12 protein-coding genes are annotated in these 11961 nt (G+C 64.9%); 11 read left to right on the forward strand and 1 reads right to left on the reverse strand.

Annotated elements, in window-relative coordinates:
• The first annotated feature begins 45 nt into the window (after positions 1 to 45).
• From brxD to ABZ420_RS24130, 4 genes are all read left to right on the forward strand, one after another.
• Complete coding sequence (gene brxD, locus ABZ420_RS24115; protein WP_357126729.1) at positions 46 to 1380, forward strand: BREX system ATP-binding protein BrxD; 1335 nt, start codon at positions 46 to 48, stop codon at positions 1378 to 1380.
• Positions 1381 to 1450: 70 nt separating this feature from the next.
• On the forward strand, positions 1451 to 3595 hold the full coding sequence (locus tag ABZ420_RS24120; RefSeq protein ID WP_357126848.1) for a DEAD/DEAH box helicase: 2145 nt from the start codon (positions 1451 to 1453) through the stop codon (positions 3593 to 3595).
• A 184-nt stretch (positions 3596 to 3779) separates the two neighbouring features.
• Positions 3780 to 4199 carry a hypothetical protein gene (locus ABZ420_RS24125; RefSeq protein WP_357126732.1) on the forward strand — a complete coding sequence of 140 codons (420 nt, stop codon included), beginning with the start codon at positions 3780 to 3782 and terminating at the stop codon, positions 4197 to 4199.
• Positions 4200 to 4844: 645 nt separating this feature from the next.
• Positions 4845 to 5426 (forward strand): transglycosylase SLT domain-containing protein, encoded by a 582-nt coding sequence (locus ABZ420_RS24130; protein ID WP_357126734.1) that lies wholly within the window; start codon positions 4845 to 4847, stop codon positions 5424 to 5426.
• Positions 5427 to 6095: 669 nt separating this feature from the next.
• Here the strand turns inward: ABZ420_RS24130 and ABZ420_RS24135 are convergent.
• The gene (locus ABZ420_RS24135; RefSeq protein ID WP_357126737.1) at positions 6096 to 7319 is read right to left on the reverse strand and encodes a helix-turn-helix transcriptional regulator; all 1224 of its coding nucleotides are present in this window, start codon (positions 7317 to 7319) and stop codon (positions 6096 to 6098) included.
• A gap of 343 nt (positions 7320 to 7662) precedes the next feature.
• On the opposite strand from ABZ420_RS24135, the gene ABZ420_RS24140 reads away from it, so the two are divergent.
• The 7 genes from ABZ420_RS24140 (at position 7663) to ABZ420_RS24170 (ending at position 11843) form a co-directional block, all read left to right on the forward strand.
• A complete protein-coding gene (locus tag ABZ420_RS24140) occupies positions 7663 to 7809 on the forward strand; it encodes a hypothetical protein (RefSeq protein WP_280492718.1) in 147 nt (48 codons plus the stop codon).
• A complete protein-coding gene (locus ABZ420_RS24145) occupies positions 7806 to 8015 on the forward strand; it encodes a hypothetical protein (protein WP_223517275.1) in 210 nt (69 codons plus the stop codon). Before ABZ420_RS24140 ends, ABZ420_RS24145 begins: the two co-directional genes overlap by 4 nt.
• A gap of 109 nt (positions 8016 to 8124) precedes the next feature.
• Positions 8125 to 8634 (forward strand): DNA-directed RNA polymerase subunit beta, encoded by a 510-nt coding sequence (locus ABZ420_RS24150; RefSeq protein ID WP_357126741.1) that lies wholly within the window; start codon positions 8125 to 8127, stop codon positions 8632 to 8634.
• Between the two features lie 150 nt (positions 8635 to 8784).
• Entirely contained in the window at positions 8785 to 9327 is a 543-nt protein-coding gene (locus ABZ420_RS24155; RefSeq protein WP_357126744.1) for a DUF3558 domain-containing protein, read from the forward strand.
• A gap of 15 nt (positions 9328 to 9342) precedes the next feature.
• Positions 9343 to 9717: a hypothetical protein gene (locus ABZ420_RS24160; RefSeq protein WP_357126747.1), complete on the forward strand. Its 375-nt coding sequence runs from the start codon at positions 9343 to 9345 to the stop codon at positions 9715 to 9717.
• A gap of 13 nt (positions 9718 to 9730) precedes the next feature.
• Entirely contained in the window at positions 9731 to 11011 is a 1281-nt protein-coding gene (locus ABZ420_RS24165; protein ID WP_357126749.1) for a hypothetical protein, read from the forward strand.
• Positions 11012 to 11081: 70 nt separating this feature from the next.
• Positions 11082 to 11843: an ESX secretion-associated protein EspG gene (locus ABZ420_RS24170; RefSeq protein ID WP_357126752.1), complete on the forward strand. Its 762-nt coding sequence runs from the start codon at positions 11082 to 11084 to the stop codon at positions 11841 to 11843.
• The last annotated feature ends 118 nt before the right edge of the window (positions 11844 to 11961 follow it).

The following is an 11961-nucleotide window of genomic DNA, read 5'->3' on the forward strand; positions in this document are numbered from 1 at the left end:
CGAGCCGAGACAAGTAAGCACAGTACAGATGGGAGACTCGACGGGGTGAGCACAGTTCGACCGGCCCAGGTGAGCGCAGGCCGCCGCCGCGCGGTGATCGACGCATTGCGCCGCGGCGCCGTGCCCGAGAGCAGTCTCGACCTGCTGGCTACCGGGCTGGACCGTTTCGAAGCCGCGATCGACGCCGAACTGGATACCGTCGCCGCCGGTGGATCGGTTTTCAAGGCGGTGCGCGGCGAGTACGGCTCTGGTAAGACCTTCTTCGCTCGCTGGCTCGCCGAGCGCGCCAAGCGCCGTAACTTCGCGGTCGCCGAGGTGCAGATCTCGGAGACCGAGACCCCGTTGCACCGGTTGGAGACCGTGTACCGGCGGCTCACCGAGCGCCTCACCACCTCCAGCTTTCCGCCCAGCGCCCTGCGTTCGGTGATCGACGCCTGGTTCTACGCCTTGGAGGAGGACGCACTCGCCGACGGCGCCGACGAGGAGAACCTCTCGTCCGCGGTGGACGCGCTGATGGCGGCGCGGCTGGCAGAGGTGTCTCGGCATGCACCGTCCTTCGCGACCGCGCTACGCGGCTACCGAGCGGCGCTCGAGCAAGGTGATGAGGCCACCGCCGCAGCGGTGCTGGCCTGGCTCGGTGGCCAGCCGAATGTCGCGGCGGCAGCGCGCCGCGCCGCCGGGGTGCGCGGCGAACTCGATCACTTCGGCGCGTTGGGTTTCTTGCAGGGTCTGCTCACCGTGCTGCGCGACAGTGGGCACCACGGGTTGCTCGTCGTCCTCGACGAGGTGGAAACCCTGCAGCGCGTCCGTTCCGACGCCCGCGACAAAGCTCTCAACGCATTGCGTCAACTCATCGACGAGGTGTACTCGGGTCGCTTCCCCGGATTGTATTTGCTGATCACGGGGACCCCGGCGTTCTACGACGGGCAGCAAGGCGTGCAGCGGCTCGCCCCGCTCGCCCAGCGCCTTGCCACCGACTTCACCACCGAGCCGCGGTTCGACAATCCGCGGGCGGTGCAACTGCGTTTGCCCGGCTTCACGCTCGATTCGCTCACCTCCCTCGGCATCACCATCCGAGATCTCTACGCGGTCGGTGCCGACTCCGCGGAGCGGGTCGAGAGAGTGGCCGATGACGCCTACGTCACCGACCTGGCACGTGCTGTGGGCGGCGCGCTCGGCGGCAAAGTCGGCGTTGCCCCACGGCTGTTCCTGAAGAAGCTCGTCGGGGATGTGCTCGATCGGATCGACCAGTTCTCGGACTTCGACCCACGGCAGCACTACCGCCTGACCGTGAACTCCACCGAACTCACCGACACCGAACGCAACCTGGCGGCCGGAACGCCGGATGCGACGGCCGACGACATCGATCTCGATCTGTGAACGCACCACCCCCTGGCAGCGCGCACAGTTGGGCATCCGCCGCGATGTCGGAGAAATCAGGGCTGTCATCATGAGGCCGGCCATCGACCCACTGGATCGCCTCGATCCGGTAGTAGTGCACCACATTGTCAACACCCTCGGCTGGCCCGACCTCCGGCCACTGCAGAAGGCGGCAATCGGACCTCTACTCGACGGCGACGATGCGGTGCTGCTCGCCCCGACGGCCGGCGGCAAGACCGAGGCCGCATGCTTTCCACTGTTGTCGGCGATGGTTCAGCAGGAGTGGACAGGTGTCTCAGTACTGTACTTGTGCCCGCTCAAAGCGCTGTTGAACAACCTCGTCAGCCGCGTCGACGCCTACGCCCAATGGCTCGGCCTGCGTGCGGCACTGTGGCACGGCGATACGACCGAATCCCAGCGCAACCGTATCCGCAAGGAACCTCCGAACATTCTGCTCACCACTCCGGAATCGTTGGAAGCCATGCTGATCGGTGTGAAGACCGACCATGACGACCTGCTCGGAAACGTCCGTTCGGTCGTGGTCGACGAGGTTCACGCGTTCGCGGGCGACGACCGTGGGTGGCATCTTCTCGCGGTGCTGGAGCGTCTGCAACGGGTGACCGGTAATCCCATCCAGCGCGTCGGACTTTCGGCGACCGTCGGGAACCCTCGACAATTGCTGAGCTGGCTACAAGGCGCGGGCGCAGGTTCACGCTCCGGCACGGTCGTTGCACCGGACATGCCAACCGGTAACGGCCGCTCGGAAGTCAGCACCACTCCGCCACCAGGTAACGTCGAACTCGACTATGTCGGCTCACTCGACAATGCCGCCAAAGTGATCTCGGCCCTGCACCAGGGCGAGAAAAGGCTGGTATTTTGTGATTCCCGCCGCCAAGTCGAGCAGCTGGGCGCGGCTCTGCGCGGCAGAGGCGTCACGGTGTTCCTCTCACACGCATCCCTCTCGCAGGACGAACGCGCTCGTGCCGAACTGGCATTCGCTGAAGCCCGCGACTGCGTGATCGTCTCGACGTCGACTCTCGAACTCGGCATCGACGTAGGCGATCTCGATCGGGTGATCCAAATCGACGCACCACCCACCGTTGCTTCCTTCCTGCAACGCATCGGCAGAACCGGACGCCGGACCGGCAGCACCCGCAACTGCCTATTCCTGACCACCACCGAGGATGCGCTGGTGCAGGCGGCCGGTTTGCTGCTGCTGTGGGGCCGCGGCTGGGTGGAGCCGGTCGTCGCCCCACCCGAGCCCCGCCATCTTGTCGCTCAGCAATTGTTGGCCGTCACCTTGCAGCGCCACACTCTCGGTGACCGGCTGTGGCCTCAGGAGTGGAATGGCCTGAGGCCCTTCGATTCTTCCGCCGCACCGATTCTGCGACACCTCATCGAGGTCGGCTACCTCGATGACGACGGTGGTCTCCTGCACATCGGGCCCGAAGCCGAAAGGCGATTCGGGCGACGCCATTTCCTCGAACTGACGGCGGCATTCACCGCGCCGCCTCAGTTCACCGTGCTCTCCGGACGCCAGGAGATCGGGCATGCGGACACATCCGTTCTCACCGACGATCGCCCCGGTCCTCGGCTGCTGTTACTTGCCGGACGCAGTTGGCGCGTCACATACATCGATTGGAACCGTAAAAGAGTTTTCGTCGAACCCGCCGACAGTGGCGGCATCGCCAAATGGTCTGGTACCGGCCTTCGCGGGCTGTCCTTCGAACTCGCTCGCGCCATCCGCGCCGTATTGCTCGGTACAGACCCCCCGGTGGCGTTGACCAGGCGCGCCGCGTCGAATCTCACTGAACAGCGTCTGGCGAAACGAGCTGTACTGGGCACATCCAACGCAACGGTCATCGCCACAGACGACGGAAACGTCCGCTGGTGGACGTGGGCAGGCTATCGAGCCAACGCGACCCTTGCTGCGACACTGGCCGAAGTAGTCGACCCTGCCCAACGTCCATCCGATTTCTCGCTCCGGCTGCGCACGGAGGTCACCCGAGATGTCTGGCGCTCGGTACGTGCGTCATCCGACGCCGGGTCCCGTTTGAGGCTTCCTGCCGTCGACAAGCGTTCCGTCAAGGGACTGAAGTTCTCCGATGTCCTTCCTGAAAACCTCTCAGCGGCAACGGTTTCTGCTCGCCTGGCCGATCTCGACGGGGCCAGGGCCGTGCTCGGCGAAGGTGTACAGTTCACTGCCTCCGAATGACGAGGATCAGCTGTCCTCGCCATGGCATCAGTGCACCAGAACTCGAGGGGGTCCGATGGGGGCGCGGTCGTCGTTCCTTGCCCAACAAGCGACTGCGGCAAATCCTCATTGGTGGGCACAACCGGTCGCCACCATCCTTACCGCAGTTATTGCGCTCTTGGCAGCGTGGATAGCGTGGCGGAACGTGACCCGACAGATCGGCAATGACCGCCGAAAGGAGCGACGCGCCGAACAGCTGGGAGCGGCCGTCGAGGCGGTTGCCGCCTTGCGGGAAGCACTGTTCAACATCCGGCGGCGCAAAGCCGCCGGTCAACGCGACCGGCAACTGGGGACCGAGGGCTCCCGGGGCACGCGGAGCGAATGGGCCAAGTTGGCGACCGCACGGCATGCCCGCCTCGAAGTCGCACGAGCGAGGCTCCAGCTGTTCGACCTGGAGAAGGTCACGTCAGCCTTCGAGGAAGCCTACGAGGCGCTGAACCGCTATTCGCAGCGCGGCGGATTGAACACCGAGGCACTGGAGGAAGCCGAAGCAGCGATCCGTCAGGTGACCGAAGCTTTGGCGCAGGAGCTGAGATATCGACCTGAAAACGCTTTCGCCAACTGAAACGCCTGAACGCTGCGGCCCGCTTTCCTACCCGGCCGAACGGCTGTACGGCCAGGCAACGAGATCGCCCCACCGGATCGAGCCTCGGTTGATTGTCAGCGGCCCGAACAGTCGAAGAGCAACCTCCGCCCGAGAGCCGGGCGATTCGTCGAGGCCTTCGCCTCGAAACGGTGTCATCAAAGATGCGCCGTTCTCATGCCGTGATCGAGTCGAGACATAGACAGCGGCGTTATCACGGATTCCAGATTTGTGGCATATATCACGTTTACGGACAAAATGCCTGGATGACGGCGATGCGGAGCCCGCTGACCAGGGCTTCCAAGATCAGCAATTTCTTTCATTAATCGTTCGTTTGCCTAGCGTTCACCGGCTGTGATCAAGCTGAGATCAGGTCCGGAAGAGACCTGAGAAACCAGCTCCACAGCCTACGGCTTGTTTCTCCTCGGGTACGGCAGCGGCACCGGCGGGCACAGCCCCGAGTAGTTCACCGCGTCGTGCGGCCAGGAATTCGAATCCTGGCTTTCACAACGAAATCCGAAAACAGCACACGAGCCGAGACGGCGAAAACCCACATCTGGTGCCCGCCGTGGATCCGCGCTGCCTCCTCGAGCCGGATCGCCGCACGATCAAGGAACTGATTTCTCGATGACTGACGCACGCCGTTCCCCTTTCCGCCACCTGTCGCTACGTAAGGGTGCCGTCCTCGCGGCCACCATCGGCGTAATCGCCGTGGGCTTCTCCACCGGGGTCGCGGTGGCCGACGACAGCGCTCCGGCGCCTGTCAAGCCGGTCGCCGATGCCACGCCGATCGACGCCCCGGCCTTCGCGCTGCCCGGACTGCCCGCACTGCCTGCATTGCCCGGGCTGCCACCGCAAGGTTTCCTGCCCGCGCCGCCCCCCGTGTACGAGGACAACCTCGACGGCTGGATTCGCCAGTCCCTCGACGTCATGCGCGTACACGGCATCCCTGGGAGCTACGAGGGCATCCACCGCAACATCATGCGTGAATCGGGCGGTAATCCCAAGGCCATCAACCTGTCGGACTCCAACGCCGCCAAAGGCACCCCCTCCAAGGGGCTCCTCCAGGTGATCGACCCGACCTTCAACGCCTACCACGTCGACGGCACTCCCTTCGACATCTGGGACCCGGTCGCCAACATCACCGCCGCCTGCAACTACGCGGCCCATCGGTACGGCTCGATGGACAACGTCAACGGGGCCTACTGAGTCCTGAACTCGAATCCGGGCAAGCGCCTCCCGTCTTCTCGACGCGGAGGCGCTGCCGTTTCCCGGTGCGACTCCCGTACACCTCGGCCACTGCCCTGCGACACCGCCATCGGCCAGCAGCACGTTGATAATCGCGGTCCAGGACACCGACTCCGGGTCTCCATAGGGGCGTGAAATGCGTGCGGCGGTTGATCGACGCGGCGGCGGCGATCTCGCCGAACCCAGCACGGCGAACGAAAGCGAGCACATGGGGCTGCCTTCCGCAGGACACGGAAGGGAACGCAGGGCAAGAGCGGTCGCCCACTCTAGGGCCAGCAGGTCCGGACGGACGACGGCGCAGCTCGCCAAGACCCGCCTTCAATCCACATTGAAATGCGGCGAGTCTTGTTCGCGATTCCCCGAGCCGTCGATGCTGACGAACGAATGCGGATCAATCGGAGTCCCGGCGTTGCCGAAGCCTGCTCCCGGGCCTGGCATTCGGCGTGGCGTTCGCATCGGGGTGACTGCCTGGCACCTTCCGCTGTCTTCGGCGAGGGGCTTGTTGGTGCGGAGAAGAGTTTCGTGCTGTCGCCGCAGAGCCTCGACGGCGAAGCGAGCCACGCACCCGGTACCGCAGGAACCGGGTGCTCGCCGATCCGGATGGCGGAGCATCCATCTACTCCGCGCAGGCTAGACCTGCGCGGCGCGCCTGCCGAGGAATTCCCGCACCTCCGGAACCGCGGCATGGGTGCGAACCAGGTTGGCGATTCCATCGATTTGCTGGTGTAGGCGCGTGGATGCCACGGTACTGATGGTCCCGAAGTTGTCGGCGAGCAGGGAACACGCCTGGGGAACGTCGCCAGCATCGAGGAGATTGCGCGCAAGGTTGAGCTGCCACGCGGCACGCTCCCGCGGCCACGCTGACGAACTGTCGATTGCGGCTTGCAGGTGGGTGGCCGCCGCAGTGTGCTCCCCCAACCACATCTGAGCTTTGCCGGTGATGCCGTTCAGCTCAGCCTCGGACAGGTAGACCCAATCCGGGTCGTGCCCCCGAACGGACTCGTAAGCACGGTGTGCTCTGCTGATCGCAGCCGTCATTTCCGTCTTGTCGCCGCGTGATCCGTGTGCTTCAGCTTCACGGATCGCCATCAGCGCTCGTAGTTTCGGGCCGCCGTCACGAAGCGTTGCCCTCGAAGCAGCTTGGGCGTACTGCACGGCGAGCGCCTTCCCGGCCGTGTTCTCACCAGGAAGGCGCACCATGAGGCAGCTGGCGTTCCCCAGGGCATGGGCCGCCGCGATCCCGTCACCAGCGGCGTTGGCGGCCTGCGCCGCGTCCGCGTAATAACGACGAGCATCGTCGAAACGGCCCGCGTCGAAGTGGACCCACCCTGCGGCGGTCATCATCTCCGCGCCCGTGCTGGTGAGCGCGCGTCCGACCTCGTCGGTGTAGGTGCCGTGGTTGAGAAGCTGCTCGACATAGCGAACTTGATTGGCAGCAACCCGGCACAACCGGTCACCACCGACCACCAAGTCGAGTTCGTGAATCTGGTTCACGCTCTCGGCGATGGCGGCAACATCGCTCATACCGACCTTCACGTTCGAGACCGCCGCGGCTCCAGCCGGGGCGGCTGCCGACATCGTGGCGGCCCCCATGCTCCCCAATGCCCCTGCTTTGAAGAAGTTTCGACGGTCCACATCTGCCTCCTGGTCCGACTCCACTACCAGTATGGCAAGCGGAACCTGAAGCGCACGGGCTACGAGCCGAAGAACGCGAACATCATGGGAGGCGGGGCCGCCGCGCTCGAGGTGCGAGACGGCAGGCTGGGAGAAATTGATCAGTGCGCCCAACTCGGTCTGGGTCATGCCGACCGATTTACGGATTCGCCGGATCACTTCACCGGTCGTCATGTACATGGCCCAGCACCCCCCGATTATCGATTGTCGTTCCCCTGAGCATTCACCCCAGAAACGGGTGCCTGCGCAGGATATACGGCTCCTCGCATAGTCGGAACGGAAACCGAAATCCGCGCTCCCACTTGGCCGAATGCCGCGCTTACGTTCGCCGCAGGTGCCCGGTACCGGGCCGACGCCGGACTGTCTGCGGCGCACCGGTCGGCCAGAGTGGCGGACCGGTGGCGAGAGCCCCGGTACCGGGCGCCGGCCGATCCTCGAAACAGAGAGGTTTACCGTGTCCCCGCATTCCCTCGCCATGTACCAACTCATCGCCCTGTGTGACGCAGCCGCCCACCGTGCACCGATGTTGCCGTTCAGCATCACCCAAGCCCATGACGTGATGCAGATCCACGTCGCCTGCCGCGCGAAACATTGCGCACGCAAGGCGGCGGCACGACAGGTGCTGATCGACAGCGGACGAATGGTGCCGGACCCGAGCAGGCCGCAGTGAAGGAAGCCGCTCCCGGATCGCCGCACCGACGCCGCCACATCCAGATCGAAACCGGTCAGCTGCGCTTGGACTACCAGGCGAGCGCCGAACAGGCCGAAAGCGTCGCACGCGCACTGGCACAACGGTTCCCGGACATCACCGTGACCGTCGATGACAACCTGGACGACGACCTCCCGCACCTCCCCTGCGCGCGGCTGTGGGACTGAACGCTTCCCCGCCATTCATCTTCCGAATCCGAACGGAGAGTTCATCGGTGCAATCCGCCTACCCCCGGACAGAGCCGAGTCGTTCCCGACCAGTGCTGACGGAGCGGCCATGAATACAGATCCCGCCGCCGACCCGACACTCACCCGCTGCCAGCGCTACCGGCACGTCTACGGGCTCCCGTGTTACGTCCACGAGGAAACCCGACGAATCACTCTGCGCGCAGGAGATGTAGGCGCGGTGACGGTACCCGAACAACTCGGCAGAATGGTCCACAACGACCTCGCCGGGCAATACTTGCTCGGCCCAGTCATCGCACACGGCTCCGGCCGCTGGACGATCCTCGTCCGGCCCGACGAGACCCACCAGCTCGCCGACGACAGCGACATCTTCATCGCGCTACTGCGCGCCCGCGCGACGGTCGTCCCCGACGGCGGCGAGATATTGCTGCCCTCCCCCGCTGACGAACGGACCGGATACCGCTGGTGGGTCGTCGCACCACGCGACGCGTTCCGGCCACACATCAGCACCGTCGTGCAGTCGATCATCATCTGCGCGGACCGAGCACCACACCATCACCCGGGTTTTCGGGGACCTGACCGGCCGCGACACCACTCGTAGCAGCGATCACCGAGCTGCGCTCCCGGTCGATGGCTGATGCAAGGGTCCGAGGTTCCTGATCCGCACAACCGAATCCGATGGAACCGGAGGCCCCCTGAGTGCGTCATAGACTTCAGGGACGACTTTGACGGCCCGGATCGGGAGGCTTCGGTGGGACAACGGACGACGGCGACGGTTGCGGCGCTCGCTGGGGTGGTGCTGGTCGCTTCGGGGTGCGAATCGGGCACGAACGGGACTGCCACGCCCAGCACGACCGTCGACACGTCGGCGGCCACGGCCGCGCTGTGGGATCCGTGCACGCAGGTGTCGGATCAGTTACTTGAAAAGATCGGCGTAAGCCCGTCGACGAGAGAGTCCGGGGTCGGTGGCGTCGAAGAGCCCGGATGGAAGCACTGCAACTGGAGCAGTGCGGACTTTGCACTCGGCGTCTGGTCGACGATTCATTCAGTGGAGGACTTCAAAAAGAAAGAAGGCAATATAGAATTCACTGATATCTCAGTCGGCAACCGAAGCGGCGTTCAGTATCGTCGGACAAAGGACAAGTTCGACGAGGACTGCGATCTGGTCTTTCCTTCGAGCCATGGCGCGCTGAGTATTACGATTTATAACCATGCATCATCAAAGAATGTTGTTGCTCCATGCACCCGGGCGAGGACAGCCGCTGAGAGTCTGGTCCCGATATTCCCGCGCTGACCAAGGAGACCATCTATGGCAATGGAAGAGGAGGTATCGCGCTGGCGATACCTCGCTGACGAAGCGAAGGCTGGGCGCCTCTATCTAGACCGCTCGGTTGCGAAAGAGTGCTGGGATGCCTGCGATCGCCAGATCCAGCTCTACAACTCTCTCCGCACGAGCCTGAAGGATGTCGAGATGGTCACGGGCCTCGGCAAGTTCGACTGCTCCGACGAGCTGGCGAACATGCTGAGCGCCAAGGCAATCGGCGGCGACGGTGATGTGGACTCCGCCCTCAAAGAGCACATCGAAGTGCTGACCCTGATGCGTGATACGATCCAGATTTCCGTGGACCGCATCGGCGCCCAGGACGACTCTAATGCGCAAGACACGAGCAATCTGCTGAGCTGACCGGGGGATAATCATGGGTCTGCCGTTCTTGGTAGCGATTGGCGCCGCGCTGCTCGAGCAGTCGAAATCGGGCCCGCCGGACAGTGGTTCGCGCGACGAGAGCCCCGACGCGGCCATCGCACGCAACCGCATCGCCGAAATCATGCGCGCCGGTGGCGATGTGCAGACCCAGTCACCGAAAGTTCCGGAGAGCGCGTACAAGAATCCGGACGGTATCGACGACCTTTATCAACGTGTGCAGGCGATGTCGATCACCGATGTTGTAGCGCTGCACCAGCGGTGGGAGTCCATTCGCAATCGGCTCGAGCAGGGTTTGCGAGGTTTCGGTCCGGAGATCGGCAAAGCCATGGAAGGCAAGTGGGAGGGGGCGGCGGCGAAGGCCGCGGCGGACGGGATCAAGGAATACGTCGACAAATCCAGCGGACTGATCAGTTCGGTGCAGATCGTCGCCGAGAAGGTGAAGATCATCCGATCGGGCATCGAGGTCACCCGGCCCGCCGTGCAAGAAGCGCCGACCCATTCGTGGACCAGCAACGTCGCCAGCTGGGTGCCGGGCCCGACCTGGAAGTTGAACCAGCACCGCGACGACTCCGCGCACGATGCGTCCGTGAACGTCGTCAAGAACGTCTTCTACCCCGCCGTCCGGGAAGCCGACACCGGTGTTCCACTGGTACCCAAGCCGTACAACCCGGTGCACAATACGGGCGATCAGCCATCCGCGCCGAACAACAGCTGGCGGCCGTCGTCGCCCGGTACCGATGCCAGCGATAAGGGCACTACGGTGGACCCAGCACAGCTACCGGGTACTGAGAACACGTCAGAGAGCACCGTGCCGCCCAGCACGAATCCGATAGCCGAGCGGGAAAGCACGCCCGAACAGACCACGACCACCCCCGCAGGCGCGAACCCTTCGACCCAACCGGCGAGCACAAATCCCGGCACCGATCCATCACTGACCCGCCCCGGAACACCGAGCCCAGGATCCCCCGGCACGCCGAGTCCGGGCACGCCCAGCCCAGGCGTGCCCGGACTCGGCAGCCCCGCGCCGGGCCGAAGCATCAACGGCCTCCCCGCCGTTCCAGGCGGCGTTCCCGCCGCCGCGCGTCCCGGGACCGGTCGGCCAGGAACGAGCGGCATGCCGGGCATGATGGCGCCGGGCGCTCGTGGCAAGGGCGACGACGACAAGGAACATCAGACGAAGGACTATCTGGTCAACCAGCGCAACGGCGAGGAACTCACCGGCCTCGGTGCGGAGAACAGGGTGAAGTCGGTGCCCCCGGTGATCGGCGAATGAGCGAGCCGAGAAGCGACACCACACCGAAACGCACAGCACGGCCGTGGTGCACGACGAAGGAGCCGGCTTCATGAGCCGGAGGGACTGGTCGTTCACCGCACTCGGCTTCACGGTGCTGTGGCGGGCCGTCGAGCGCGACGTGCTGCCATACCCGTTGCAGTACCGATCCACCGCCGAAACCGTCGCCGATTACGAGGCGGAGTGGAAATCCGAAGCCGCCGGGCTGCACCGTCGCCTCGACGAGTCCCTGTACAGCGCACTGCGTGTGCTGGCCGAACCCGAGGCGCGCATCGAGATGGCGGGCTTCAGCGGGAAGGACAAACTGCGCGTGCACGCGGCCGTGCACTATCGGCATGCTGTACTGCTGGTACAGGAACCCACCTCGTCTCCGGATTGCGGTGGGGCCGTGCACATGTCACTGATCGATGGGCAGGGCGTGAGCCGTCGGGTCATCGACCACCTGCCCGACGCCGCACCCGGCAGCGGCCCCGGCATCGATATCTCGCGGCACGAACTCGACACCGAGGACGAGGAACCGTACCGTGTGGGCGCGCCCGCCCCGCCCCGCATCCGAGCCGAGCAGTTCTTCGAACGCCCCCGCAGCACCATCGCCCACGTCGCGGTGTACGCGGGCCCGGCCTGGGACAACCGCCCGGCACCCGCCCGCGGCTTCCACGTGATGGACTATCCCGACGGCCGCTATCTCGTCCGCAGCGGACCCACCATCAAAGCAGTCCCCGCCGACACCACGGAAGTACGAACCCAACTCGACCGGGCCATACACGCAACGGTCGCGGCCTTCCGCGAGGAAAACGATCCCAGCTACACCTGACGCGTCGGAATCATGCCCGGGCAACCGGGATCGCCCGGGCCAAGAAGTCAGCCGGCACCAGCGCCGGAACTGCACCGGAGTCAGACCAGTGGACCTACTGCTGTCGCCGTGGTTTACC

The organism is Nocardia sp. NPDC005745, from assembly GCF_040630775.1.
Lineage (GTDB): Bacteria > Actinomycetota > Actinomycetes > Mycobacteriales > Mycobacteriaceae > Nocardia.

Bases quoted from the DNA above. Each gene is read 5' to 3' on its own strand.
- ABZ420_RS24120 (WP_357126848.1), top strand. From the start codon at position 1,451: ATGAGGCCGGCCATCGACCCACTGGATCGCCTCGATCCGGTAGTAGTG.
- ABZ420_RS24130 (WP_357126734.1), top strand. From the start codon at position 4,845: ATGACTGACGCACGCCGTTCCCCTTTCCGCCACCTGTCGCTACGTAAG.
- ABZ420_RS24135 (WP_357126737.1), bottom strand. From the start codon at position 7,319: ATGTACATGACGACCGGTGAAGTGATCCGGCGAATCCGTAAATCGGTC.
- ABZ420_RS24140 (WP_280492718.1), top strand. From the start codon at position 7,663: ATGTTGCCGTTCAGCATCACCCAAGCCCATGACGTGATGCAGATCCAC.
- ABZ420_RS24150 (WP_357126741.1), top strand. From the start codon at position 8,125: ATGAATACAGATCCCGCCGCCGACCCGACACTCACCCGCTGCCAGCGC.
- ABZ420_RS24160 (WP_357126747.1), top strand. From the start codon at position 9,343: ATGGCAATGGAAGAGGAGGTATCGCGCTGGCGATACCTCGCTGACGAA.
- ABZ420_RS24165 (WP_357126749.1), top strand. From the start codon at position 9,731: ATGGGTCTGCCGTTCTTGGTAGCGATTGGCGCCGCGCTGCTCGAGCAG.
- ABZ420_RS24170 (WP_357126752.1), top strand. From the start codon at position 11,082: ATGAGCCGGAGGGACTGGTCGTTCACCGCACTCGGCTTCACGGTGCTG.